The sequence below is a fragment of the Pseudomonas sp. HMSC076A11 genome (genome assembly GCF_001810205.1).
In the GTDB taxonomy this organism is placed as follows: domain Bacteria; phylum Pseudomonadota; class Gammaproteobacteria; order Pseudomonadales; family Pseudomonadaceae; genus Pseudomonas; species Pseudomonas aeruginosa.
Genome location: NZ_KV800311.1, coordinates 90,755 through 115,147 on the forward strand (window position 1 = coordinate 90,755; position 24,393 = coordinate 115,147).

The window sequence follows — 24,393 nt, forward strand, 5'->3', positions numbered from 1 at the left end:
TCCGGGTCGTTTCCGCAGCCTGCCCGGCGTCGATTCGATGACTCTCCGATTTCGTCGGGTAATGGCTTCAGATCACGAAGAAGCCGTGGGTTCCGTCGCGACCGAGTTGCTCCACCAGGCCGAACTCCCAGTCCAGGTAGCCCTGCATCGCTTCGCGCGGATTGTCGGTACCTTCGTAGGGGCGGCGGTAGCGGTCGATGCGCGGCGACGCCAACAGGCTTTCGCCGTCTTCCGTCGGCAGGCCCGCGGCGACCCAGGCGCTGGTGCCGCCGTCGAGAAGGAACACCGGCTTGCCGCTGAGTGCCTGGACTTCCGCCACGGCGAAGCGTGCCAGCAGGCTGCTGCCGCAGGTGAGTACGTAGCGCTCGGCCGTGCCCAGCCGTTCCAGTGCCTGCTTCAACTGGCTGCGCAATACCCAGGCGGCGCCGGGGATGTGGCGTTTCGCATAGTTGGCGCTGGCGGTGAAGTCGAGCACCCGGGTGCCCGGTTCGCCCAGCCAGTCGGCGAGGGTGGTCGGGTCGATGGTGTCGGCCCGGGGTTGCCTCGGCAGCGGCGCGCTCCAGGCGCCCCTCTCGCTGAAGTCGGCGTCGGAGAGTCCGTCCAGTACCGCGACCTGCCAGCCCATCTGGGCCAGCCAGGAGGCGCTCATGTTGGCGCGTACGCCATCGTCGTCCACCAGTACCAGGCGCGCGCCGCGCACGCTGGCGACATGGTCGGTTTCCTGAACCAGCTGGCCTCCGGGCGTGGAGCGGGAGCCAGGCAGGTGACCGGCTTCGTATTCCTCGGGCGTGCGTACGTCGAGCAGGTAGGTGGTGCGGTCGTGCTCGTCCTGCCATTGGGCCAGACCGGCCAGGTCGAGGCGTTCGACGCCGGCGCGGTCGGCGACGGCACGGGCGCGCTGGGCGGCGGCCTTGCGAGTGTCCTGGGAGATCGCACCGAAGCGTCGCGTCTGGCCGTGTTCCAGTTGCTGACCGGCCAGCGTCCAGCCGATGGTGCCGTTGCGTAATGCCGCCACCGGGTTGGGGATGCCGGCGTTGAGCAGCGACTGGGTACCGATGATGCTACGAGTGCGCCCGGCACAGTTGACTATCACCCGGGTGCGCGGGTCCGGCGCCAGTTCGGCGACGCGCAGCACCAGTTCGGCGCCGGGCACGCTGATGCCGCCGGGGATACTCATGGTCTGGTATTCGTCGAAACGACGGGCATCCAGGATCACCGCGTCGGCCCTGGCGTCGAGCAAAGCCTGTACTTCCTCCGCGGCCAGCGATGGCGTGTGGCGCTCGGCCTCCACCAGTTCGCCGAAGGCCTTGCTCGGCACGTTCACATCCCTGAACAGCTCGCCGCCGGCGTTGCGCCAACCGGACAGGCCGCCATCGAGCAAGGCCACGTCGCTGTAGCCGAGGTCGTGGAGGCGTTGCGCGGCGACCGGCGCCAGGCCTTCGCCGTCGTCGTAGACGGTAATCGGCGTGTCGCGGCGCGGCACCCGGGCATGGATCTCCAGTTCCAGCCTGGACAGCGGCAGGTTGGCGGCGAACAGGGGATGGGTCTGGGCGAACGGGTCCTCCTCGCGCACGTCGAGCAGCGCCAGCTCCCGGCGGGCGAGGAGAGCGGCGCGGATATCGTGGAAGGTGCGTACGGCGATCTGGCTCATGCGGGGTTCTCTTTCGACAGGTCCCAGATATTGGGCAAGCGGCTGTTGGAATAGCCGGAAATGAAGGGTTTTTCCTCACCTTCGGCGCTGAACACGGCACGCCGTACCGCACCGATATTGGCGCCGTAGACGTGGATACTGATGGATGTGCGGTCGCTGAAGGCGTTGCTCACCTGGTGCACGTCGCCAATGCGTGGCGACAGCGCTTCGACCTCGCCGGGCTCCAGGCGTCGACGGGCTCCGCTGGGATGCGGACGCCCCCCCGCATCGAAGGCGTACGGCTGCGAGTATTCGGCCCCGCGGAGCATGCCGATCAGGCCCCAGACCCGATGATCGTGTACCGGTGTGATCTGGCCCGGCCCCCAGACGAAGCTGACCACCGAGAAGCGCTGCCGTGAGTCGACATGCAGCAGGTACTGTTGGTAGCGCTGTGGATCGGGGCGGGCGCAGTCTTCCGGCAGCCAGTCGTCCTGGCGCACCAGCTCGGCCAGCAGGGGGTGGGCTTGGGCGAGCAGGGTGGATTCGTCGGGACGGCTGTCGAGCAGTGTCGCCAGCTCGCCGATGAACTGGCGCAGGCGGTCGAGGCGCAGGATGGATGACATGCGGGGATTCACTCCGGGAAGTTCTGGCGGTACGGTAGCAAACGCTTTTTTATTCCTGAAATGCATTTTGAATCTAAGCTAATATGCGAGAAATGCAATTGGTGCCGGCCCCATGAAAATCGATGACATCGACGCCTTCGTCGCGGTGATCCGCAACGCTTCCCTGAGCCAGGCCGCCGAGAGCCTGGGCCTGACCCAGTCTGCGATCACCCGGCGGGTACAGAGCCTGGAGGAGTCCCTCGGAGTGGCATTGCTGGACCGCAATACCAAGCCGCTCAAACCCACCGCCAGCGGACTGCGGGTCTACGAACAGTGCCGGCGGGTGCTGCGCGAGGTGGATGGCCTGCGTGAACTGGTGGCCGGTGACGCCACACCAAGTGGCGTGCTGCGCCTGGGCGTGCCGCAGAGTATCGGCGAGGTGGTGTTGCTGGATGCCCTTCGGCGGCTGGCCGACGAGTACCCGGAGCTGCGCGCGCAGGTCGGCACTGGCTGGGGCAGCCATTTGCTGGCGCGCCTGGAGAATGCCGAACTGGACGCGGCAGTGGTGTTGTTTCCGCCAAGCAAGGTGTTCCCCGAAGAACTCGGCGCCACGCCCCTAGGGCGCATGGAACTCTGCGTGGTGGTCGCCCGCGACAGTGCCATCCAGGCGCGACGCCTGCTCGATTGCTACCACCATGGCTGGGTGCTCAACCCCGATGGCTGCGGCTTCCGTGCCGGCCTGCAACGGGCCCTGGCCGATCAGGGCCTGGGCCTGCAACTGAACCTCGAGACTTTCGGCAGCGAGCTGCAACTGGGCCTGGTCGCCGCGGGCCGGGGTCTCGGCCTGGTGCCGGCGCCGGCCCTGGCGCGTAGCCGCTACCGCGATCAGTTGCAGGTGCTGCAACTGGAGGATTTCCAGCCGCTGATCCAGCTCTGGCTGGTGCGTCCGCGCCTGCTGGGCAATCTGGAGACGCCGGCACGGCTGTTCGGCAGGGCGGTGGCCGAGGGGGTGGATATGCAAGCCGGTTGAGTAGCGGCGCCGGGAGATCCCCGGGAGACGGGAGCGTGAATGAGAAGGGGCTGCAGTCGGGATCAACATTCCCCTGCGAGCCCCTTTTCGCTTCAGAGGGAAGAGGGAGCGAGGGCGGCTACGCATAGTGTCCGCCTTGGGAAACGCAAAGACGGAAAAGCTAAATATGCGCGTTTAGCATATTAAGATATGAAAAAAATGAATTTCCATCATGTAGTTTCAGCCTGTAGCTTCTAAGAAAAGCACCCATGCAGATGTTTTTCTTATAACGACAGCCGCCAACCTTATCAGTCGAGCGGCCCAGGCGAGGGCAACAGCGTGAGCGTGGAAATTCTCGGCATGATCACCGCCACACCGAGTTCCGAGGTGGACCAGCCGTTGGGGGAGGCTGTGGACGCCGGTTTCGTCCGGCGTTTCGCCCAGGCCCATGAGGACGCCGGCTTCGACCGGGTGCTGGTGGGGTATTTCAGCAATGCCGCCGAGGGCGCGGTGGTCAGTTCCTTCGTCGCCGCTGCCACCCGGCGCCTTGGCGTTCTCCTGGCCTATCGCCCGGGGGTGATTGCAGCGCCGCTGGCGGCACGCCAACTGGCTACCCTGGATCAGTTCAGCGAGGGCCGCCTGGCCCTGAACGTAGTCAGTGGTGGTAACGACGAGGACCTCGCGCGCGATGGCGACTACCTCGACCATGACCGCCGCTACGCCCGTACCGACGAATACCTGCAAGCCCTGCGTGCTATCTGGACCGCCACGGGACCGGTGGATTTCGACGGCGAGTTCTACCGCTTCCAGGGCGCCTCGCCAGCGGTGCGCCCGCGCCAGTCGCCGCACATACCGATCTATTTCAGTGGCTCCTCCGACGCAGCCATCGAGGTCGCCGCCAGGCACGCCGACACCTACATGCTCTGGGGCGAGCCGCTGGCCGCGGTCGACGGGCATATCCGCCGAGTGCGCGCCGCCGCCAAGGCCCAGGGACGCGATCCGCGCTTCTCGGTGTCATTCCGGCCGATCGTCGCGGATACCGAGGAGGCCGCCTGGAAGCGTGCCGCCGAGGTGCTCGAACAGGTCCGCGAGAACCGTGCGCGCCTCGGTCTGCCGCTGCGCGACCACCAGCCGCAGAACGTCGGTTCGCAGCGCCTGCTGGCCGCCGCCGAGCAGGGCGAGGTGCTCGACAGCCGTTTGTGGACCGGCGTGGCCCGGCTGACCGGGGCGCGCTGGAACTCCACCGCCCTGGTAGGCACCCCCGAGCAGGTTGCCGCTGCGCTTGGCGAGTACTACCGGCTGGGCGTCTCGACCTTCCTGATTCGAGGCTTCGAGCCGCTCGGCGACGCCGTGCGCTACGGCCAGGGCCTGATTCCCGCCATACATGACCATATCGCCCGCCTGCCGCTGTTGCGGCACGCCGGTTGAGGAGCTCCGATGAAACTCAAGCAATACCTGCTAACCAGCTTCGCCACGCTTCTGCTCGGTGCCTCCCTGGCCCAGGCCGCAGAGCTGCCGACGTTGCGTGTGGGCGACCAGAACTACTACAACGTGCGGGCTTCCATGGAGGCCTCGGGAGTTCTCGAAGGCGCGCCTTACCAGGTCGAATGGAAGCATTTCCAGTCCGCCGCGCCGGTGGCCGAAGGGTTGCAGGCCGGAGCGCTGGACCTGGGTTTCCTCGGCGACTCGGGCTTCATCTTCCTCGCCGCCAAGGGCGCGCCGGTGAAGCTGGTCGGCGTCTCGCGGCAGAACCCCGATACCATAGCCCTGCTGGTGCCGAAGGATTCTCCGGTGCGCAGCATTGCCGATCTCAAGGGCAGGAAAGTCGCCTACTGGCCCGGTGCCTGGAGCCAGCAACTGACCTTGCGCGCGCTGGAGAAAGCCGGCCTGCCGAAGGACTACGTGGAGTTCGTCAAGCTGATGCCGATCGACGCCGCCGCCGCCTTGCCGCGCGGCAGCATCGATGCCTTTCCGGTGTGGGAGCCGTATATCTCGCAGCAGATCGTGGTTTCCGGCGCACGGCCGATTCTCACCGCCCGCGACCTGATGCCGGGGCTGTCCAGCATCGCCGCCAACGCTGCTTCCATCGAGCCCAGGCGCGCGCAGATCGCCGACTTCCTCGGCCGCCTGCGCAAGGCACGGGCCTGGGTCGAGGCACACAAGGAGCAGTACGCCGACCTCTGGGCGCAGAAGGCCAATCTCGACCGGGCAGTCTCCCGCCATTGGATCGGCCAGGCCGGCATGAGCGTCGGCCCGGTAGACGCCCAGGCCGCCACCGACTACCAGGAGACCGCGGATTTCCTGCTGCAGACCGGTGCCTTGCCCAAGCCGTTCGACACTTCCACGGTGATCGACACGTCCTTCAACGAAGCCTTCCACTGAGTACGGACCATGAGCATCCAGTTTCTCGGCATGATCGGCCATCGCCTGGCCTCGGAGACCCACGCGCCGGTCGGACCTATCCTCGACAAGCCTTACATCGCCGCTTTCGCACGCGCCCACGAAGAGGCCGGCTTCGATCGAATCCTGGTCGGCTACTGGTCGGACCAGCCGGATGGATTCCTGGTGGCCGCCGCCGCTGGCCTGGCCACTTCCCGGATCGGTCTGCTGCTGGCGCACCGCCCCGGTTTCGTCGCCCCGACCCTGGCCGCGCGCAAGCTGGCGACCCTCGAACACCTCCTCGACGGGCGCCTGGCGGTGCATATCATCAGCGGCGGCAGCGACGCCGACCAGCGCAAGGACGGCGATTATCTCGACCACGACCAGCGCTATGCCCGCAGCGACGAATTCATCGAACTGCTCAAGCGCACCTGGACCAGCACCGAACCCTTCGATTTCCACGGCGCGCACTACCGCGTGGAGCACGCCTTCTCGGCCATCCGTCCGCAGCAGAAACCGCACATTCCGGTGTATTTCGGCGGCTCCTCGGAAGCCGCGCTGAAGGTCGCCGGCAAGCAGGCCGATGTGTTCATGCTCTGGGGCGAACCCCTGGCACAGGCCGCCGAAACCATCTCCGCTGTGCGCGAACAGGCGCGCTCGAATGGTCGCGAAGTGGAATTCAGCCTGTCGTTCCGGCCCATCCTCGGGCGCACGGAGGACGAGGCCTGGGCCAAGGCCGAGGCGATACGCGCAAGCGCCGGCGCGCGCCTGGGCGAGGCCGGCTTCCCCAAGGGCAAGCCGCAGAGCGTCGGCGCCCAGCGTCTGCTCAAGGCGGTGGAGCAGGGCGAGCGCCTCGACGAGCGCCTTTGGACCGGAATCGCCAGGCTGGTCGGTGGCGGGCACAACTCCACCGCCCTGGTTGGTACCGCGGAACAGGTGGCCGACGCCCTGCTCGCCTACTACGACCTGGGCGTGCGCAATATCCTCATTCGCGGTTTCGATCCCCTCGCCGATGCCGTGGAATATGGCCGCGAGCTGATCCCGCTGACCCGCGCCAAAGTCGCCGAGCGCGAGCGCCGGCGCGCCACGGCCTGATCCCATGGCCGTCCTGCAGACTCCCTCGGCGGCGTTCGATGAACGGCTGCCAGAACTGACCCGGCAACTGGCGGAAAGCGCCGATGCCCATGACCGCAGCGGAGATTTTCCCCATGCCAACCTGGCCCTGCTGCGACACCACGGGCTGCTCGCCCTGGCCTTGCCGCCTGCGCTCGGCGGTCCCGGCGCCAGCCTCGGCGAGCTGCGCCGGGTAATCGGCGCGGTGGCTCGCGGCGAACCCTCCACGGCCCTGGTGCTGTGCATGCAGTACCTGCATTTGCGGCGCCTGGCCGATAACCCCGATTGGCCCGGCGCGCTCAAGCGGCGCGTGGCGCGCGAGGTGCTGGAGCAGGGGGCGTTGATCAATAGCCTGCGCGTGGAGCCCGAGCTGGGTTCGCCGTCACGCGGCGGTCTGCCGGGTACGCTGGCGCGGCGTGTCGGCGACGGCTGGCAGCTGTCTGGGCACAAGCTCTACACCACCGGCATTCCCGGCCTGACCTGGCTGGCGGTATGGGCGCGCAGCGACGAGCCGATCCCCCGCGTGGGTACCTGGCTGGTGCGCCGCGACAGCCCAGGCATCCGTATCGTGGAGAGCTGGGACCATCTGGGCATGCGCGCCAGCGGCAGCCACGAGGTGCTCTTCGAAGAGGTGGCGGTGCCTCTGGAAAACGCCATCGGCCTGCATCCCCACGACCAGCCTCCGGCGCCGGACCAGGCCGTGCTGCGCGACTTCGCCCAGGCTAGCGCGGTGTTGCTTGGCGCTCTCTACGACGGTATCGCCGGGAGCGCCCGCGAGTGGCTCGTCGGCTGGCTGCGCGAGCGCGTGCCGGCCAGTCTCGGCGCGCCGTTGGCGAGCCTGCCGAGGATGCAGGAGGCGCTCGGCGGGATCGACGGCCTGCTCCTGCAGAACCGCCTGCTGCTCGATGCCGCGTGCTGCGGACAGTTGCCCGCCAGCGACTCCGGGCTGCTCAAGGTCGCGGTCATCGACAACGCGTTGGCGGTGGTCGAGAAGGCCCTGGAACTGAGCGGCAACCACGGCCTCAGCCGGCACAATCCGCTACAGCGGCACTACCGCGACGTGCTTTGCGGACGTGTCCACACGCCACAGAAAGATAGCGTCTGGAGCGCGGCGGGGAGGGCGGCGCTGAGTCTTTGAAACGTACCTCCCACGATTCTCGACCCTGGCCTTGTCGGCGACCGCACCGGCGGAACGGATAGCCCAGGATAGCCCCGGCTCCGTGCGGAGCTGCCTGGAGATTGCCCATGAAACGACCCCTGTGTGTGCTTGCCGGCCTGCTGGCCGCGACCCTGCTGGCTGGAGCCGCCAGCGCCGCCGACCTCATCAGCCTGCGCCTGGGCGATGTGAAGGGCGACCGCTACGCCGCCCTGCGCGCGTCCGGCGAGCTCGACGACCTGCCGTACAAGCTGGAAATGTCGGCGTTCCCCTCCGGTGCACCGGTGCTCGAGGCGCTCAACGCCGGGGCCCTGGACATAGGCTTTACCGGCGACATCCCGTTCCTCTTCGTCTACGCTGCCGGCGCGCCGCTCAAGGCGGTGGGCGCCTGGCACTTCAACCCGGCGACCGTGGCGCTGGTGGTCGGCAAGGACTCGCCGATCCGTTCGGTGGCCGGCCTCAAGGGCAAGCGCATTGCCGTCAATCGCGGCGGCTGGGGGCATTTCCTCGCCCTTGGCGCGTTGCGTCGCGCCGGCCTCGGACCGCAGGACGTAAGCTTTTCCTTCCTTGGTCCGGTGGACGGCCGTGCCGCCCTGGTGCGTGGCTCGGTAGACGCCTGGGTGCCCTGGGAGCCCTATACCTCCAGCGCCGTGCTGCTCGATCAGGCGCGGGTCATCGACAACGGTGCCGGGATCATGACCGGCTACTCCTATGCCCTGGCCAGCGACGCTGCGATCGCCCGCAAGAAGGCCGCGATCAGCGACCTGCTGACCCGCCTGGCGCGTGCCCAGGCCTGGGCCCTGAGGCATCCGGAGGCGTTCGCCGAGGCCCTGGCCAAGGATCTGAACATGCCGCGCGAAGTCACTCGGCGCTGGGTTGGCGAGGCGCGCATCAGTCCTGTGGTCTTCGGTCCGGAGGTTGCCGCCACCCTGCAGACCGCCGCCGATTTCTTCCATGCCGAAGGCGTGCTGCCGAAGTCGCTGGAGGTCGCCCCGGCGTTCGACTTCAGCCTGTCCGCCGGTGCCGCCGAAGTGGCCCGCCAGTTGCCCGCCGACCTCCGCGTCGGCCAGCGTTGAGGAGTTACGGAATGCGTCAGACCCTGAGCCTGTTCCTGCTTCTCTGCCTGCTCGTCGGCCAGGCCTGTGCCGACGAGCGCGTGACCCTGCGCCTGGCCGACCAGAAGGGCAACATGCGCGCCCAGTTGGAGGCTGCCGGCGCGCTGGACGACCTGACCTACGACATCCGCTGGTTCGAATTCCCCGCCGCCGCCCCCCCTCGCCGAAGCACTCAATGCCGGTGCGGTGGATGCCGGCATCATCGGCGACGCGCCATTGCTCTTCGCCCTGGCCGCCGGTGCCCGGCTGAAGGCCATCGCCGTCGACAAATCCGATCCCTACGGTACCGCCGTGCTGGTGAGAGGGGATTCGCCGCTGCGCTCGGCCAACGACCTGAAAGGTCAGCGCATTGCCACCGGGCGCGGTTCCATCGGCCACTTCGTCGCGCTCAAGGCCTTGGCCTCGGTCGGGCTGGGCGAGAAGGACGTCGAATTCCGCTTCCTCGGCCCGGTGGACGCGAAAATGGCCCTCGCCAATGGTTCCGTGGATGCCTGGGCGACCTGGGAGCCCTACACCGCGTTCGCGGAGACCGCCGACAAGGCTCGGGTACTGGTCGACGGTCGCGGCCTGTGGGCTGGCAACAGCTTCCTCGCTGCTACCGATAGCGCACTGGCCGACCCGGCGAAACGCGCCGTGCTGCAGGACTACCTGCAACGCCTGGCCAGCGCCCAGCGCTGGGCGTACCTGCACCTGGACGAGTATTCGCGAAGCCTGGCGCAGATCATCGGCTTCCCCGAGGACGCCGCGCGCTTGCAGTTCGAACGCCGGCGCTTGCGTTGGCAGGCGCTGGATGAGCGAACGCTCGGCCAGCAGCAGGAGACCGCCGATTTCTACCAGGCCCATGGATTGATTCCGCAGCGCCTCGATGTGCGGCCGACCTTCGCCAGGGGCTTTGCGGTCAGGCAGGCGTCGGATGCGGATATCCGGTAGGCGCTGCCTGGGCATTAATTGATAACTATAAGTTATTTATCGATTGTTTTTTATTCCAATAATCTATCCGTTCCGTCGCCGGCAGCTGGAACTCCCGTCCCTGCGGGCGCTCGCACCTATCCCAGGAGTCATCGCATGTCTCGTCCGTTCCTGCGTCGCTTGGCCATCGTGTTTGCCGCTTCCGTCGTCCTGTCGGGCATTGGTGGCGCACAGGCCGAGGAGGTCCTGCGCATCGGCTTCCAGAAATCCTCGACTCTGCTGACCCTGATCCGCAGCCAGGGCACCTTCGAGCGCGAGTTGGCTAGGCAGGGCATCCGGGTGTCCTGGCATGAGTTCCCCAGCGGCCTGCCGTTGCTCGAATCGCTCAATGTCGGCAACGTCGATCTCTCCGCCGACGTCGCCGACACCGTGCCGGTGTTCGCCCAGGCGGCGGGTGCTCGCCTGACCTACTTCGCCCGCGAAACACCTTCGCCCGCGGCGCAGGCGATACTGGTCGGCGAACATTCGCCGCTGAAGTCCCTGGCCGAGCTGAAGGGCAAGCGCATCGCCGTGACCAAGGCCGCCGGCAGCCACTACCTGCTGATCGCCGCGCTGGCCAGCGCCGGGCTTGAGTTCTCCGACATCCAGCCAGCCTACCTGACGCCAGCCGACGGCCGCGCCGCCTTCGAGAACGGCAAGGTCGACGCCTGGGTGACCTGGGACCCCTACGTGGCAAGCGCCCAGCGCCAGCAACGCGCGCGGGTACTGGCCGACGGCCAGGGCCTGGCCAGCTACCAGCGCTACTACCTCGCCTCCAGCGACTACGCCAGGAAACATCCTGAAGTGCTCCAGCAGGTCTTCGCCGAACTGCAGCGCACCGGGCGCTGGCTCAAGAGCCACCCGGCCGACGCGGCCAAGGTGCTGGGGCCGCTGTGGGGCAATCTCGATGCCGCTACCGTCGAGCAGGCGAATGCGCGGCGCAGCTACGACGTACAACCGGTGAGCGCAGATGGTCTCGACGAGCAACAGCGCATCGCCGACGCCTTCCACGCCCAGGGACTGCTACCCAAACCGGTGGATGCGCGCGCCGTGGAGGTATGGCAGCCGCGGCACTGAGCGGCGCGGCTGCCCTGTGATGCGCGGCACCGGCGGCCAGCGTAGCTTGCCGCTGGCGCGCGTCCTTCAGGCCAGCCCATAGCTGATCTGCTCGGCCTTGACGTGGAACGCCTGCTCACGGCTCGGAAGATGCTGGTTGGCATCGGCGTTGCCCTGGCGCAGGCGTTCGGACCTCAGCGTCGGCAGGCGGAACACATCCTGCCGCTCGGTCTGCAACGCATTGCCGCGCATCAGTTCCATCAACGGAACCTGCATGGCCGGGGTGCTCTGGCCGAGGAAGTAGTTGGGCACCTCGTCGCACCACAGCAGCATGTAGTCGCTCACCGCATCGTGCTCGGCGTCGAGCACCACGTACTCGACGCGGTGGCGCAGGACCACTTCGGCGTCGATGCTCCAGCGGGTGTCCACGGTGAACAGCGGAACGTGCTTTTCCACGTCCACCAGCAGGCCATTCACCGCCTTGCAGCCGGACTTGCGGCAGGCCACGTGGTAGCGCTTGTCGGGGAGGGGGTGACGCGCCACCACGTCGCGCCCGCCAAGCAGGTGCAGGTCGAACTCCTTGATGCGGATGTCGATCAACTCGCACGGCAGGTCGAACCCCGCAGGCGTCAGCAGCCTGGGGCAGAAATGGATAAGCATGGTTTTCTCCATCAGGCATGCCCGGGGCTTTCCCGCCCTGGGGGAGAGGTATCTCTATCGGTCGCAGGTCAGCCGGCAAGCCGCATCCTGACGGACGAGGCAGAGCCTCACCCGGTGAAAGACGCGAACGCCGGTCCTGGCGGACCTCGCTGGATTTTTCTGGCTCCGGGCGCTCCCGCGCTTCCAGGGGGCGTCTCGGGCGAGTGTCAGCTCCCGGTCTTGACCCGGCTCCAGACCCGGGTACGTATTCTCTCGACCTTCAGTGGCAGGGTTTCCAGCGGGAAGAGGGTCGCCATGGTTTCCTTGCTCAGGTAAACCGCCGGGTTTTCCCGCAGCTTCCGCTCTACCAGCGGCAGCGCCGCCTGGTTGCCATTCGGATAGCCCACGTAGTTGGAGGTCCTGGCGATGACCTCCGGACGCAGCAGGTAGTCGATCAGCGCATAACCCTGCTGCGGATGCGGTGCATCCTTGAGCAGCACCATGTTCTCGGCCCAGACCAGCGAGCCTTCCCGGGGAATGCTGTAGGCGATATGGCGACCGTTCCCGGCCTGTTCGTTGTTGACCTGGGCCATGTAGGCCGTGCCCTGCCAGCCGACCACCACGCAGACGTTGCCGTTGGAGAGATCGGTGTCGACTCTGGAGGAGTCGAAATAGCGAATGTAGGGGCGAACCTTCAGCAACAGTTTCTGGGCTTTCTGGTAGTCCTCGGGATTCTGGCTGTTGTGCGGCAGGCCCAGGTAGTTGAGGGCGATGGACACCAGCTCGGTGGAGGAGTCCAGCGTGGCCACGCCGCACTGGCTGAGGCGGGAGATGTTCTCCTCCTTGAAGACCAGGTCCCAGGAGTCGACCGGCGCGTCGGGGCCGAGCAGCTTGCGGACCTTGTCCACGTCGTAGGCGATCCCGGTGGTTCCCCAGAGATAAGGTACGGCATAGCGATTGCCGGGATCGTTGGCCTGAAGCTTCCCGAGGATGTCCGCGTCGAGGTTCTTCCAGTGGGGGAGCCGGTCGCGGTCGAGTTCCTGGAGGACGCCCGCCTTGATCAGCCCGGGCAGGATGTTGGAGGTGATCACCACCACGTCGTAGCCGGAGCGGCCGACCATCAGCTTGCCCTGCGCGGTCTCGGCGCTGTCGAAGGTGTCGAGGACGACACGGGTGCCGGTTTCCTTCTGGAAAGCCTTGGGCGTTTCCGGGGCGATGAAGTCATACCAGTTGTAAAGATGGACGCTGGTTTGCGCAGCCCATGCACTGTCCGCCGCTGTCGCACCGATCGTCGTCAGGATCGATAACGCCAGTGCACAAACTTTTTTCATTGGATTTCCTTTCCGAAACGAAACAAGTTGGATTTTGCACCTACCAGAACTGGTAGTTCTGACCTGTGGCTATCTTCGAAGGCATCGATATTATGCACATTGGAACTCTTCATGACATAACGCCGAGTGACTAATCCCAGAGGAGTAGTTGTGTGGATATCGCATTGCACGGCGGCGCCTGGCACGAGTCACTGGGAAAGTTGCTCGAAGCGCTGGACCGGCCGTTCTTCTGGCGGATCCTGGCGCAGACCCTCGGCCAGTTCGCCCCCGTCGACAACTGGGCGGCCCTGATATTCAGCGATTCCAGTCCCTTGATTCTTTCCTTCATGGAGGAGGAGAGAGAAGAAGTCGAGCCGGACCCGCTGATCAGTCGATATATAACCGGACTTTATCTGCAAGATCCTTTCTACCAGGTATCCAGGAACTGTCGGCGCGGCGGGCTTTTTCATCTTGCGGATATCGTCTCCGAAGATTTCGAAACGACCGAATATTACAATACGTACTTTGCGCATTATGTGGTGACGGACGAAGTTCAATATAACGTCCCGCTGGATGGTGAAAGAACCCTATGCCTGTCGTTGGGCAGCGAGAGCCGCTTCGGTGCCGAGCAGATCGCGCTGTTCGAGCTGCTTCGCCCGTGGGTCATCGCGCTGATGAAAAAACGCATCCACTTCGAGGATGCGGTCAGGGAGGAGGCGAAACCGATCGCAGCGGCGGAGGTGGAAGTCCAGCCCTGGAGAGGGTTGATATCGCCGCTGACCGCGCGGGAGTCGGATGTCATCCGGCTGATGCTGGATGGATACTCGAACAAGGAAATAGCGGATCGGCTGACGCTGTCGATCGCCACTATCAAGGTGCATCGCCGGCACATCTACGCGAAGCTGAACGTGAAGTCCCACTCCGAGATATTCGCGCTGTTGATCAACCCGCCCGCGCCGCGGCTCGCCGACGCACGCTAGTGCGCCGCCTGCGGAGGAACCCGGGCGCATAAGGTTATGCGAAATTCATATTGCCCGACGCTGAAAAAGCCGGCGTCGGATTGCACTCATGGGCGAATTCCATCCAGGACGATTCGACCATGCCCGATGTACGTCTTTCCTCTCGTTCGTTGACCCCCGTGCTCTGTGCGGTGGGGCTCGCCTGCGCGCTGCAGGGCGAGGTGCAGGCCGCCGACGGTGGGCCGCGCGACGTGGCCACGGCGCCCCGGGTATTCGACATAGCGCCCGGCGAACTGGCCGAGGTGTTGTTGAACATCGTGCGCCAGGGACACGTGCCGATCGCCTTCGACCAGCGCCTGGTGGCGGGGTTGCGCGGACCGGATATCCGCGGCCGGCTCAGTGTCGAGGACGCCTTGCGGCGTGCCCTGGCCGGCAGCGGGCTGGCATACGCGCAGGACGAAAGCGGTGCCTTCGTCCTGCGCCGCGGACAGGCGCCTGTGCAGGAGACGCGAGGTGCGACGGTGGCACCGACCTTGTCCACCGTGGTGGTCACCGGCACGCGCAAGAGCGATGTGAAGGCGCAGGACAGCCTGAGCCCGATCGATGTGGTCAGCGCTACCCAGCTACGCAGCAGCGGTGCGGTCGACCTGCGCGATGCGCTGGTCAAACTGTTGCCCTCGCTGACCCGCCAGGCCCAGCCGTTCAACGCCTCGGCGTTGACCCACACGCAGTCGCTGCGCGGGCTGAGCCCCAACCATGTGCTGGTGCTGGTGAACGGCAAGCGTCGCCACGAAACGGCCAATCTCAATATCAGCGGCGGGCTGGAGAAGGGCTCCACCGGCGTCGATCTGGACACCATCCCGATCAACGCCATCGAGCGGGTCGAGGTGCTGCGCGACGGCGCCTCGGCGCAGTACGGTTCGGACGCCATCGCCGGGGTGATCAACGTCATCCTCAAGTCCGCCGACAGCGGCGGGTCGGCGGCCGCTGACGTCGGGCAGACCGGCGACGGCGACGGCTTCACCCATGGCGGCGGGGGGAACATCGGGCTGGCCTTCGGCGATAGCGGCTTCGTCAACCTCACCGCCGAATATCGCGAGCAGGAGCGCACGATGCGCAGCGGCATCGATGAGCGCACCGGTCGGCGCGACAACATTTCCATGGGCGATCCCGCGTTCCACCGGCAATCGTTGGCGCTCAACTCGGGTTTCGGGTTGGGCGACGATATCGAGGTGTACGGCTTCGGCACCTATACCCGGCGCAAGGCCTCCTCGGCGGCCAACTATCGCCTGGCTTCGGTGGCGCCGACGCTGTATCCGGACGGCTTCACGCCGCGCCCGAACAGCGACGAGGACGACTATGCGTTCCTCGCCGGGGTGCGCGGCGAGCGTCTGCTGGATGCCTGGCACTGGGACCTGAGCAGTGGCTACGGCGCCGACCGTCCCGATATCGGCATGACCCAGTCGGTGAACGCGGCGATCTACCGTGAAACCGGCAACAGTCCGAGAAGCTTCGACCTGGCGCGCTACCGCAACAGCCAATGGACCAGCAACCTGGACCTGGGGCGGGAATTCGAACTGGATTTCCTCGCTGCTCCGCTGGCGTTGTCGCTGGGTGCGGAATACCGGCGGGAAAGCTACCGCATCGACGCCGGCGACCCGGCGTCCTACTACAGCGGCGGGGCGGAATCCCTGGCTGGCCTCTCGCCGCTCAGCGAGGGGCAATGGTCGCGGCACGCCTGGGCGTCCTACCTGGACCTGGGTACCTCCCTGACCCCAGCCTGGGAGGTCGACGTGGCGGTGCGCCACGAGAAATTCAGCGACTTCGGCAGCACCACCAACGGCAAGTTCGCCACCCGTTACCAGTTCGATCCGCGGGTGGCGCTGCGCGCCAGCGTAAGCAGCGGGTTCCGCGCGCCGTCCCTGGTCCAGGAGCACTACACCGGCCTCAGCGTCGGCCCGACCATCGCCCTTGGCCTGCTGGCGGCCAACTCGCCGGCGGCGAAGATGCTCGGCGCCGACGAACTGCAACCGGAGAAGTCGACCAGCTTCAACCTTGGCCTGGTACTCAGCCCGTGGGAAAACGTCGGGCTGAACATCGACGCCTACCAGATCAGCATCCGCGACCGCATCGTCGACAGCGCCACCTATTCCGGCCAGGAAGCCATCGATGCCCTGGCCGCGGCGGGGATCTCGTTGCCGGCCAGTGCCAGTACGGTCAGTACCCACTACCTGGCCAACGGTGCCGACACCCGCACCCGCGGTGTCGACATCACCGGTCACTACCTCGTCGCGCTTGGCGAGTACGGGCAGGTCGACTGGGAACTGTCGGCCAACTTCAACCGCACCACCTTGCGCAAGAACCATCGAGGCGCCAACGGCGAGCCGCTGCTCAATGCCCAGCAGGTCGCCTGGATCACCTGCTCCACCCCGCGCAGCCAGGTTTCCCTCGGCGGCACCTGGAGCCGCCAGGACTGGGAGGTCAGCCTGCGCCTGACGCGCTACGGCCGGACCAGCTCGGAACTCGACTACACGGTAGGGCCGGACGCCTGGTCGACGGAGAAATTCAACCATTTCGTCAACGACCCGAAGTACATCACCGACATCGCCGCGCGCTACCGGCTCAGCGCCGACCTGACGCTGACCGCCGGCGCCGACAACCTGTTCGACGTCCGTCCGGACAAGCTGCCCGCGCAGAACACCACCTATGGCGACGTGCTGCGCTACGACACCTATGCCTCGCAGATCGGCTTCAACGGCGCCTTCTACTACCTACGCGCGGCATACCGCTTCTAGAGGGCCAGGCGTGGCGCAACGAGAATTTTCCGCGACCAGCGGCGGTGTGCTGCTGGCGTCGGTGGTGGCGATCATGCTCGGGCCCACCGGCATCCTGCTGAACACCTTCAGTCTGTTCATCGCACCGATGAGCGCCGAGTACGCCTGGGACCGCGCCGAGGTGTCGTTGCTGGTGACGCTGTTCGGACTGGCGGTCGCCATCACCAGCCCGCTCAAGGGCTGGCTGATCGATCGTTGGGGCGCGCGGCGGACAATGCTCGGGCTGACCGCCGCCCTGTCGCTGCCGCTGCTCGGCCTGGCGGCGGTGAATGCCGTCTGGCAACTCTACGCGCTGTTCCTGCTGATCGGCCTGCTGGCGCCAGGCAACCTGCCTTACGGACGTATCCTCGGACTCTGGTTCCGCCAACGCCTGGGCGTGGCCTACGGCCTGCTAGGCCTGGGCTTCGGGGTGGGCGGGCCGCTGGGCCTGCTGGTCGGCCACCAGAGCCTCGAAGCGTGGGGCTGGCGCGGCGCTTTCCTGGTCTACGGCGTGCTCGAACTGGGCCTGGCGCTGCCGCTGCTGGCCTGGCTGTTCCGCGAGCCAGCGCCGGGTGCTGGCGTGGCCGCCGGCACGGCCGTAGCGGAAACCGCGCTGAGCGGATCGACGGCGCCCCAGGCCTGGCGCAGCGCCAGTTTCTGGCTGGTGCTGGGCAACCAGGTACTGGCGGTGTTCGTGATGTCCGGGATCATGACCCATGGCGTGCCGATGCTGGTGGAGCGCGGTTTGTCCCGGGGCGAGGCGGGCACCGCGCTGTCGGCGTTGTGGGTCGGCATGATGCTGTCGCAGCCGCTGATGGGCTGGCTTCTCGACCGCGTGGTGACGCCTCGGGTGGCGTTGCCCTTCGCCCTGGCGGCGGTGCTCGGCATGGCCTGGTTCCTGGTGGGCGACACACCGAGCGGTCTATGGCTGGCGGTGTTCCTGGTCGGCCTGGGCGGAGGAGGGGAAAGCGGCACCACCAAGTACCTGTTGATGCGTTACTTCGGCCTGCGCAGCTTCGGTGTGATCTACGGCTCGATCCAACCGTTCACTTTCGCCCTATCGATCAGTCTCGGCGCTTACCTGCTGGGCTGGCTGTACGACCGCGCCGAAGGCTACGGGACGGCCGAATGGGTGCTGCTCGCGGCTTTTTCCCTGGCTGCGTGCAGCCTGTTCGCCTTTCGCCCCTATCCGCAGAAATTGCCCTGAAGGGAATCATGCCGGCTAGCGTTCGCCCTGGCGCCGCGCGGTCTTGCCGGCGAGGCGGGCCTGGCGATAGTCGTTGGCGCACTGTCCCGTCCAGCGACGGAAGGCGTGGCGAAAACTGGAGGTATCCATGTAGCCCAGCCTCTCGGCGACTTCCTCGATGCGCAGTCGCTCGTCCCGCAGCAGTTGGCGCGCCCTGTCGTGGCGGACCAGATCGAGCACTTCCCGGTAGTTGGTGCCCTCGTCGGCGAGCCGTCGGCGCAGCGTCCGCTCGGTGACCTTCAACTGCCGGGCGACCCAGGCGATGCTCGGGTAGCGGTCCTGTAGCACCTCCAGCAGTGCCACGATGCGTTGGCGGTAGCCGCCCATCTCGCGGGTGACGCGGGTGTTGAAGGCCTTGCTGCCGAGCGCCAGCGAGGCCTGGAACACGGCGGAGTTGGCAGTGGCGATCTCGGCCTCGAGCAATTCCTCGGGGAGGGTGAAGGTGATGCCTGCGCCGGCGAAATACACCGGCACCCGGAAATACTCCTCGTATGCCCGCACGTCGCCGTTCCTTTCCGGGAGGCGCAGGCGGACCAGTTCCAGCTCGCCCAGTAGCAGGTCGCGGAACACCGCGTAGGCGGCCGACGCCAGGACGTTGGCGTGATACAGCCGGGCCGACTGCGGCCAGTCCGGCTTGTCCTGCAGGTCGATATCCACATCCACGGTGTCGCAACTGGAACGTCGCACCGCGATCCCGCGGATATCCTTGCGGAACAGCAGCATGTTGGTCTTGATCAGTTGCAAGGCTTCGCCGACGGTGCCGGCACTCTGCAATGCCAGCCCGGCGACGCCGTAGTCGGAAAGGCGATAGTGCTCCCCCAGGCTCAGGCCTTCCAGGGGGGAGCGTCCGTTCAGCACGATCCACTCGTAGAGCGCTTCGCTGGGTAGGCGCGGCTCGGCAGCCGAACCCTGACGCATGTCCGGAGGCGTGATGCGTTGCACGGCGAGGTAGTTGTTGAGTGGTCGCCACTCGAAATCGTACTGGATGTTTTCGGACGGGCTCATCGGTTACCTCTTGCACGCGATGCTATCGCCCTGAAGGCGTCAGGGCTTCGTTATTCCATGCGGATGTCGTTTCGGTTGATTTTCGTACGCTGGGCTTCCGGCAATCACTACCTTGCGTAAGGGGTTGACAGGAGCGGGGTCTGCGTATAGTCGCGCCTCCGCGACGCCGTGCCGATCGGTCGTGCATGCTTGCCGTGGCCCGGCCGAACGCTGCCGTCCCGGCCACTCTCGCCGGGGTGGCTGCGCCTGGATGATCGTCGTGGGCGGTGGTGGCGCGGGCCGGTCGCCCTGAGCTTCAGGCGCCATCGCCGCTTGCCGGCGCTCGGGAGGCCGCTGGCCAAGGAAAACCGTAGCGCCTAGGCGGGCGGCGGCTAGCGGGGATTTCCGGCCACGCGTGCCGTGCCCGGGCCACGCTTGCCTTCCCGGCGCGCCGGACTTCCGGTGGCCTGGAGGACAGGAAAAGCGAGCGGCGAGGTGTCGGCGAGCAGGGTCAACTCGATCTTCTGATAGGGTCGGTGGGCTGTCCGGGGCGGCTAGGATGGACATTTTCATCGTCTCGGGCAGGCCTGTCGCGACCGCGCGAAGTCGCGACGGATGCCGCTGCTAAGGAGCAACGGATGACCGTTCTTATCCAGGGGGCCGGGATCGCCGGCCTGGCGCTGGCGCGCGAATTCACCAAGGCAGGCATCGACTGGCTGCTGGTCGAGCGGGCCAGCGAGATCAGGCCCATCGGTACCGGCATCACCCTGGCGAGCAATGCGTTGACGGCGTTGTCCAGCACCCTGGATCTCGACCGGCTGTTCCGCCGTGGCATGCCGTTGGCCGGGATCAACGTATACGCCCACGACGGTTCGATGCTGATGTCGATGCCTTCCAGTCTGGGTGGGAATTCCCGCGGCGGCCTGGCGTTGCAGCGCCACGAACTGCATGCGGCGCTGCTGGAGGGGCTGGATGAGTCGCGCATTCGGGTCGGGGTCTCCATCGTGCAGATCCTCGACGGACTCGACCACGAACGCGTGACCCTGAGCGACGGCACTGTCCACGACTGTTCGCTGGTGGTCGGTGCGGATGGCATTCGTTCGAGCGTGCGACGTTATGTCTGGCCGGAGGCGACCTTGCGTCATTCCGGCGAAACCTGCTGGCGCCTGGTCGTTCCCCATCGGCTGGAGGACGCCGAGCTGGCGGGAGAGGTCTGGGGGCACGGCAAGCGCCTCGGCTTCATCCAGATCAGCCCGCGCGAGATGTATGTCTACGCGACCCTGAAGGTGCGCCGGGAGGAGCCCGAGGACGAGGAGGGCTTCGTAACCCCGCAACGGCTGGCCGCCCACTACGCGGACTTCGACGGCATCGGCGCGAGCATCGCCCGGCTCATACCGAGCGCCACCACGCTGGTGCACAACGACCTCGAGGAGTTGGCCGGCGCCTCCTGGTGCCGCGGACGGGTAGTGCTGATCGGTGACGCCGCACACGCCATGACGCCGAACCTGGGGCAGGGCGCGGCCATGGCCCTGGAGGACGCCTTCCTGCTGGCGCGCCTGTGGTGCCTGGCGCCGCGCGCCGAGACGCTGATCCTGTTCCAGCAGCAACGCGAGGCGCGGATCGAGTTCATCAGGAAGCAATCCTGGATCGTCGGCCGCCTTGGTCAGTGGGAATCGCCCTGGAGCGTCTGGCTGAGGAATACCCTCGTTCGCCTGGTGCCGAATGCCAGTCGCAGGCGCCTCCACCAGCGTCTTTTCACCGGTGTCGGTGAGATGGCCGCGCAGTAGCCGCCGGTGCCAGTGGCGTCTTGGTCGCCTGTTTTCGACTTCGGCGATGGTCGCTATGGAGGAGTCCCGGGCAACCAGGGCGCTTGCGCTTTACCAGGCCCGGCGTCGCTGGGCTCTCCACAGATTCGCCGGTTTTTGCTGCGATCCGGTCTGCCGCTCGCCGGGGGCTGGCGGTATACTTCGCAGTGCCCGTTCGATGCCGTCGAATGATGTTTCCATGACGCTTGATTTATGACGCCTTTGCGCCAAGCTAGGTCATGGGATGGCTTTCTGTTAAGGTTGCCGAAATCTCCTGGGGGCCCGTGTGGGCGGTTGTCTGCTAATGCGCGACGAGGTGCAGCGTGATTAAGGTGCTGGTGGTCGACGACCACGATCTGGTACGCACCGGTATTACCCGCATGCTGGCCGACATCGAAGGCTTGCAAGTGGTCGGCCAGGCCGACTGCGGTGAAGACTGTCTGAAACTGGCCCGCGAACTGAAGCCGGATGTCGTCCTGATGGACGTGAAGATGCCCGGTATCGGCGGCCTGGAGGCAACCCGCAAGCTGCTGCGCAGCCAGCCCGACATCAAGGTCGTGGTAGTCACCGTCTGCGAAGAGGATCCGTTCCCCACCCGCCTCATGCAGGCCGGCGCCGCCGGCTACATGACCAAGGGCGCGGGGCTGGAGGAAATGGTCCAGGCGATTCGCCAGGTCTTCGCCGGCCAGCGCTATATCAGCCCGCAGATCGCCCAGCAACTGGCGCTGAAGTCCTTCCAGCCGCAGCAGCACGATTCCCCCTTCGATTCGCTGTCCGAGCGCGAGATCCAGATCGCCCTGATGATCGCCAACTGCCACAAGGTGCAGAGCATCTCCGACAAGCTGTGCCTGTCGCCGAAGACCGTGAATACCTATCGCTACCGCATCTTCGAGAAGCTCTCGATCACCAGCGACGTGGAGCTGGCGCTGCTCGCCGTCCGCCACGGCATGGTCGATGCCGCCAGCTAGATGAGCGCCGTTTTCGACGCAAGCGCTTTCCTCGCTACCTGCAGCAATCGTCCGGGCGTCTACCGCATGTTCGATGCGGACGCCAAGCTTCTCTACGTGGGCAAGGCGAAGAGCCTGAAGAAGCGCCTGGCCAGCTATTTCCGCAAGTCCGGCCTGGCGCCGAAGACCGCTGCGCTGGTGGCGCGGATCGCCCAGGTGGAAACCACCATCACCGCCAATGAAACCGAGGCGTTGCTGCTGGAGCAGACGCTGATCAAGGAGTGGCGGCCGCCCTACAACATCCTGCTGCGGGACGACAAGTCCTATCCCTTCGTGTTCCTCTCCAGCGAGGACGAGTATCCGCGGCTGTCCCTGCACCGTGGCGCGAAGAAGCGCAAGGGGCGTTACTTCGGTCCCTATCCGAGCGCGGGAGCGATCCGCGAGAGCCTCAACCTGCTGCAGAAGGCGTTTCTCGTCCGCCAGTGCGAGGACAGCTATTTCCGCAACCGTACGCGGCCCTGCCTGCAATACCAGATCAAGCGCTGCAAGGGGCCCTGCGTGGGGCTGGTCAGTCCTGAGGAGTACGCCGAGGACGTGCGCCACTCGGTGATGTTCCTCGAAGGAAGGAGCAACGCGCTGGCCGACGAGCTGAACGTCGGCATGGAGCAGGCGGCGATGCGCCTGGACTTCGAGAAGGCGGCGGAGTTGCGCGACCAGGTGGCGATCCTGCGGCGGGTCCAGGACCAGCAGAGCATGGAAGGTGGCAACGGCGACGTCGACATCGTCGCCGCCATCGTCACCCCTGGCGGCGCTTGCGTACACCTGATCAGCGTACGCGGCGGGCGGGTGCTGGGCAGCAAGAACTTCTTCCCGCAGGTCGCGATCGAGGAGGAGGTGGGCGAAGTGCTGCTGGCGTTCCTTGGCCAGTACTATCTCAGCCACCAGGAGCGCGACCTGCCGGCGGAGTTGATCGTCAACGTGACGCACGAGGATTTCCCGGTGCTGGTTTCGGCGATCGCCGAAGCGCGAGGCCGCGAACTGGAGATCAGCTACCGGGTGCGTGGTACCCGCGCCCGCTGGCAGCAACTGGCGGTGACCAACGCCGAACAGGCCCTGGGCGCACGCCTGGCCAACCGCCAGCATGTGGCGGCACGCTTCGAAGCCCTTGCCGAGGCGCTCGACCTGGCGGAGCCGCCGCAACGCCTGGAGTGCTTCGATATCAGTCACTCCAGCGGCGAGGCCACCGTGGCTTCCTGCGTGGTGTTCGGCCCGGAAGGGCCGCTGAAGTCGGACTATCGCCGCTACAACATCGAAGGCGTCACGGCCGGCGACGACTACGCGGCGATGCACCAGGCGCTGACCCGCCGCTTCAGTCGCCTGAAGGACGGCGAGGGGAAGATGCCCGACATTCTCCTGGTGGATGGCGGCAAGGGGCAATTGGCCATGGCCCAGGAGGTGCTCCAGGAACTGGCGGTCGCCGGTCTGATCCTGCTCGGCGTGGCCAAGGGCGTGACCCGCAAGCCGGGGCTGGAAACCCTCTACCTAAACGATGCCTCCCACGAGTTCACCCTGCCGGCCGATTCGCCGGCGCTGCACCTGATCCAGCAGATACGTGACGAAGCGCACCGTTTCGCCATCACCGGCCACCGTGCGCGGCGCGGCAAGGCACGGCGGACGTCGACGCTGGAGGACGTCCCTGGCGTCGGCCCGAAACGTCGGCGCGACCTGCTCAAGCATTTCGGCGGGTTGCAGGAATTGTCGCGGGCGAGTATCGATGAACTGGCCAAAGCCCCCGGTATCAGTAAAAAGCTTGCCGAGCAGATTTATGCCGTCCTGCACAGCGAGTAGAATGCCGGCTCACCTCGCAGCCTAGATGGTCCGATGAATATCCCCAATCTGCTCACGTTACTGCGCGTCCTGCTCATTCCGATCTTCATTCTGCTGTTCTATCTGCCGACGTCCTGGAGCTACCTGACCGCCAGTGCCGTGTTCGCCCTGGCCGCCGCCACCGACTGGCTGGACGGCTACCTCGCCCGGCGCCTCGGCCAGAGCACGCCGTTCGGCGCCTTCCTCGACCCGGTCGCGGACAAGCTGATGGTGGCGGTTGCGCTGGTCTTGCTGGTGGAAGAGCACGCCAACCTGTGGCTGACCCTGCCGGCGGTGATCATCATCGGCCGCGAGATCGTGGTTTCCGCCTTGCGTGAGTGGATGGCCGAACTGGGGGCGAGGGCGCAGGTCGCGGTGTCCAACCTGGGCAAGTGGAAGACCGCGGCGCAGATGCTGGCGCTGGTCATTCTCCTGGCGAATCCGCCGCTGATGACCTTCTGGGTGATTCTCGGCTACGTGCTGCTGATCATCTCCGCGGCGCTGACCCTGTGGTCCATGGTGCACTACCTGCTGGCCGCGTGGCCGCATCTGTCGACCACCCCGAAAGAGAAATAAACTTTTTTGAATCAAGGAGTTGACACGGCGCCGCGATGCTATAGAATGGCGCCCGTCACCAAGACGATGCGGGAATAGCTCAGTTGGTAGAGCACGACCTTGCCAAGGTCGGGGTCGCGAGTTCGAGTCTCGTTTCCCGCTCCAAATATAGATCTATAGAGTTCCAATGAAGTCTGTAGATCATTGAGAAAGGGCCTTCGGGCCCTTTTTTCGTTCCGCCTCCAAGTCCCGTACCCGTTC

Annotated in this window: 19 protein-coding genes, 1 tRNA gene and 1 pseudogene; 16 read left to right on the forward strand and 5 right to left on the reverse strand. The window is 66.2% G+C overall.

All coding sequences use genetic code 11. The features are described from left to right. Positions 1-67: 67 nt before the first annotated feature. Together HMPREF2716_RS17025 and HMPREF2716_RS17030 are read right to left on the reverse strand one after the other, a co-directional pair. Positions 68-1,651, reverse strand: coding sequence for a rhodanese-related sulfurtransferase (locus HMPREF2716_RS17025; RefSeq protein ID WP_070621966.1), 1,584 nt, complete (start codon positions 1,649-1,651; stop codon positions 68-70). Continuing rightward, a complete protein-coding gene (locus tag HMPREF2716_RS17030; RefSeq protein WP_003097613.1) occupies positions 1,648-2,253 on the reverse strand; it encodes a 3-mercaptopropionate dioxygenase in 606 nt (201 codons plus the stop codon). Before HMPREF2716_RS17030 ends, HMPREF2716_RS17025 begins: the two co-directional genes overlap by 4 nt. 112 nt (positions 2,254-2,365) lie before the next feature. Between HMPREF2716_RS17030 and HMPREF2716_RS17035 the strand changes: the two genes are divergently transcribed. From HMPREF2716_RS17035 to HMPREF2716_RS17070, 8 genes and pseudogenes are all read left to right on the forward strand, one after another. Beyond that, on the forward strand, positions 2,366-3,262 hold the full coding sequence (locus HMPREF2716_RS17035) for a LysR family transcriptional regulator (RefSeq protein ID WP_031643223.1): 897 nt from the start codon (positions 2,366-2,368) through the stop codon (positions 3,260-3,262). Between the two features lie 339 nt (positions 3,263-3,601). After that, positions 3,602-4,669, forward strand: coding sequence for an LLM class flavin-dependent oxidoreductase (locus tag HMPREF2716_RS17040; RefSeq protein ID WP_003119982.1), 1,068 nt, complete (start codon positions 3,602-3,604; stop codon positions 4,667-4,669). 9 nt (positions 4,670-4,678) lie between these two features. Continuing rightward, positions 4,679-5,623 carry an ABC transporter substrate-binding protein gene (locus HMPREF2716_RS17045; protein WP_003097609.1) on the forward strand — a complete coding sequence of 315 codons (945 nt, stop codon included), beginning with the start codon at positions 4,679-4,681 and terminating at the stop codon, positions 5,621-5,623. A gap of 9 nt (positions 5,624-5,632) precedes the next feature. Next, a complete protein-coding gene (locus HMPREF2716_RS17050) occupies positions 5,633-6,715 on the forward strand; it encodes an LLM class flavin-dependent oxidoreductase (RefSeq protein WP_003113360.1) in 1,083 nt (360 codons plus the stop codon). 4 nt (positions 6,716-6,719) lie between these two features. Beyond that, on the forward strand, positions 6,720-7,871 hold the full coding sequence (locus HMPREF2716_RS17055) for an acyl-CoA dehydrogenase family protein (RefSeq protein ID WP_003162150.1): 1,152 nt from the start codon (positions 6,720-6,722) through the stop codon (positions 7,869-7,871). Between the two features lie 107 nt (positions 7,872-7,978). Then, positions 7,979-8,965, forward strand: coding sequence for an aliphatic sulfonate ABC transporter substrate-binding protein (locus tag HMPREF2716_RS17060; RefSeq protein WP_003113358.1), 987 nt, complete (start codon positions 7,979-7,981; stop codon positions 8,963-8,965). An 11-nt stretch (positions 8,966-8,976) separates the two neighbouring features. After that, positions 8,977-9,934: pseudogene (locus HMPREF2716_RS17065) on the forward strand (ABC transporter substrate-binding protein). Between the two features lie 135 nt (positions 9,935-10,069). After that, complete coding sequence (locus tag HMPREF2716_RS17070) at positions 10,070-11,029, forward strand: aliphatic sulfonate ABC transporter substrate-binding protein (protein ID WP_003097598.1); 960 nt, start codon at positions 10,070-10,072, stop codon at positions 11,027-11,029. 66 nt (positions 11,030-11,095) lie between these two features. Here HMPREF2716_RS17070 and qteE read toward each other — a convergent pair whose 3' ends face one another. Together qteE and HMPREF2716_RS17080 are read right to left on the reverse strand one after the other, a co-directional pair. Next, positions 11,096-11,668 carry a quorum threshold expression protein QteE gene (qteE, locus tag HMPREF2716_RS17075; protein ID WP_003090369.1) on the reverse strand — a complete coding sequence of 191 codons (573 nt, stop codon included), beginning with the start codon at positions 11,666-11,668 and terminating at the stop codon, positions 11,096-11,098. Positions 11,669-11,874: 206 nt separating this feature from the next. Continuing rightward, complete coding sequence (locus HMPREF2716_RS17080) at positions 11,875-12,978, reverse strand: polyamine ABC transporter substrate-binding protein (protein ID WP_003160427.1); 1,104 nt, start codon at positions 12,976-12,978, stop codon at positions 11,875-11,877. A 152-nt stretch (positions 12,979-13,130) separates the two neighbouring features. Between HMPREF2716_RS17080 and vqsR the strand changes: the two genes are divergently transcribed. The 3 genes from vqsR (at position 13,131) to HMPREF2716_RS17095 (ending at position 17,936) form a co-directional block, all read left to right on the forward strand. Beyond that, the gene (gene vqsR, locus HMPREF2716_RS17085; protein WP_003097562.1) at positions 13,131-13,937 is read left to right on the forward strand and encodes a transcriptional regulator VqsR; all 807 of its coding nucleotides are present in this window, start codon (positions 13,131-13,133) and stop codon (positions 13,935-13,937) included. A gap of 119 nt (positions 13,938-14,056) precedes the next feature. Next, on the forward strand, positions 14,057-16,711 hold the full coding sequence (locus HMPREF2716_RS17090) for a TonB-dependent receptor (protein ID WP_023517721.1): 2,655 nt from the start codon (positions 14,057-14,059) through the stop codon (positions 16,709-16,711). A gap of 10 nt (positions 16,712-16,721) precedes the next feature. Beyond that, positions 16,722-17,936, forward strand: coding sequence for an MFS transporter (locus HMPREF2716_RS17095; RefSeq protein ID WP_023518757.1), 1,215 nt, complete (start codon positions 16,722-16,724; stop codon positions 17,934-17,936). A gap of 15 nt (positions 17,937-17,951) precedes the next feature. Here the strand turns inward: HMPREF2716_RS17095 and HMPREF2716_RS17100 are convergent, their stop codons facing one another. Continuing rightward, on the reverse strand, positions 17,952-18,980 hold the full coding sequence (locus tag HMPREF2716_RS17100; protein WP_003097554.1) for an AraC family transcriptional regulator: 1,029 nt from the start codon (positions 18,978-18,980) through the stop codon (positions 17,952-17,954). 617 nt (positions 18,981-19,597) lie between these two features. On the opposite strand from HMPREF2716_RS17100, the gene pqsH reads away from it, so the two are divergent. From pqsH to HMPREF2716_RS17125, 5 genes are all read left to right on the forward strand, one after another. Next, positions 19,598-20,746 (forward strand): 2-heptyl-3-hydroxy-4(1H)-quinolone synthase, encoded by a 1,149-nt coding sequence (pqsH, locus tag HMPREF2716_RS17105; RefSeq protein ID WP_003090354.1) that lies wholly within the window; start codon positions 19,598-19,600, stop codon positions 20,744-20,746. Positions 20,747-21,087: 341 nt separating this feature from the next. After that, a complete protein-coding gene (gene uvrY / locus HMPREF2716_RS17110) occupies positions 21,088-21,732 on the forward strand; it encodes a response regulator transcription factor GacA (protein ID WP_003090351.1) in 645 nt (214 codons plus the stop codon). Beyond that, entirely contained in the window at positions 21,733-23,559 is a 1,827-nt protein-coding gene (gene uvrC / locus HMPREF2716_RS17115; RefSeq protein WP_003097551.1) for an excinuclease ABC subunit UvrC, read from the forward strand. A 33-nt stretch (positions 23,560-23,592) separates the two neighbouring features. Next, entirely contained in the window at positions 23,593-24,153 is a 561-nt protein-coding gene (gene pgsA, locus HMPREF2716_RS17120; RefSeq protein WP_003090349.1) for a CDP-diacylglycerol--glycerol-3-phosphate 3-phosphatidyltransferase, read from the forward strand. A 68-nt stretch (positions 24,154-24,221) separates the two neighbouring features. Further along, a tRNA-Gly gene (locus HMPREF2716_RS17125) sits at positions 24,222-24,297 on the forward strand. The last annotated feature ends 96 nt before the right edge of the window (positions 24,298-24,393 follow it).

Coding starts and splice junctions, on each gene's coding strand:
- HMPREF2716_RS17030 (WP_003097613.1), bottom strand. CDS start 2,253: ATGTCATCCATCCTGCGCCTCGACCGCCTGCGCCAGTTCATCGGCGAG.
- qteE (WP_003090369.1), bottom strand. CDS start 11,668: ATGCTTATCCATTTCTGCCCCAGGCTGCTGACGCCTGCGGGGTTCGAC.
- HMPREF2716_RS17040 (WP_003119982.1), top strand. CDS start 3,602: ATGATCACCGCCACACCGAGTTCCGAGGTGGACCAGCCGTTGGGGGAG.
- HMPREF2716_RS17070 (WP_003097598.1), top strand. CDS start 10,070: ATGTCTCGTCCGTTCCTGCGTCGCTTGGCCATCGTGTTTGCCGCTTCC.
- HMPREF2716_RS17060 (WP_003113358.1), top strand. CDS start 7,979: ATGAAACGACCCCTGTGTGTGCTTGCCGGCCTGCTGGCCGCGACCCTG.
- HMPREF2716_RS17055 (WP_003162150.1), top strand. CDS start 6,720: ATGGCCGTCCTGCAGACTCCCTCGGCGGCGTTCGATGAACGGCTGCCA.
- HMPREF2716_RS17100 (WP_003097554.1), bottom strand. CDS start 18,980: ATGAGCCCGTCCGAAAACATCCAGTACGATTTCGAGTGGCGACCACTC.
- HMPREF2716_RS17045 (WP_003097609.1), top strand. CDS start 4,679: ATGAAACTCAAGCAATACCTGCTAACCAGCTTCGCCACGCTTCTGCTC.
- HMPREF2716_RS17050 (WP_003113360.1), top strand. CDS start 5,633: ATGAGCATCCAGTTTCTCGGCATGATCGGCCATCGCCTGGCCTCGGAG.
- HMPREF2716_RS17025 (WP_070621966.1), bottom strand. CDS start 1,651: ATGAGCCAGATCGCCGTACGCACCTTCCACGATATCCGCGCCGCTCTC.
- pgsA (WP_003090349.1), top strand. CDS start 23,593: ATGAATATCCCCAATCTGCTCACGTTACTGCGCGTCCTGCTCATTCCG.
- uvrC (WP_003097551.1), top strand. CDS start 21,733: ATGAGCGCCGTTTTCGACGCAAGCGCTTTCCTCGCTACCTGCAGCAAT.
- pqsH (WP_003090354.1), top strand. CDS start 19,598: ATGACCGTTCTTATCCAGGGGGCCGGGATCGCCGGCCTGGCGCTGGCG.
- HMPREF2716_RS17080 (WP_003160427.1), bottom strand. CDS start 12,978: ATGAAAAAAGTTTGTGCACTGGCGTTATCGATCCTGACGACGATCGGT.
- HMPREF2716_RS17090 (WP_023517721.1), top strand. CDS start 14,057: ATGCCCGATGTACGTCTTTCCTCTCGTTCGTTGACCCCCGTGCTCTGT.
- HMPREF2716_RS17035 (WP_031643223.1), top strand. CDS start 2,366: ATGAAAATCGATGACATCGACGCCTTCGTCGCGGTGATCCGCAACGCT.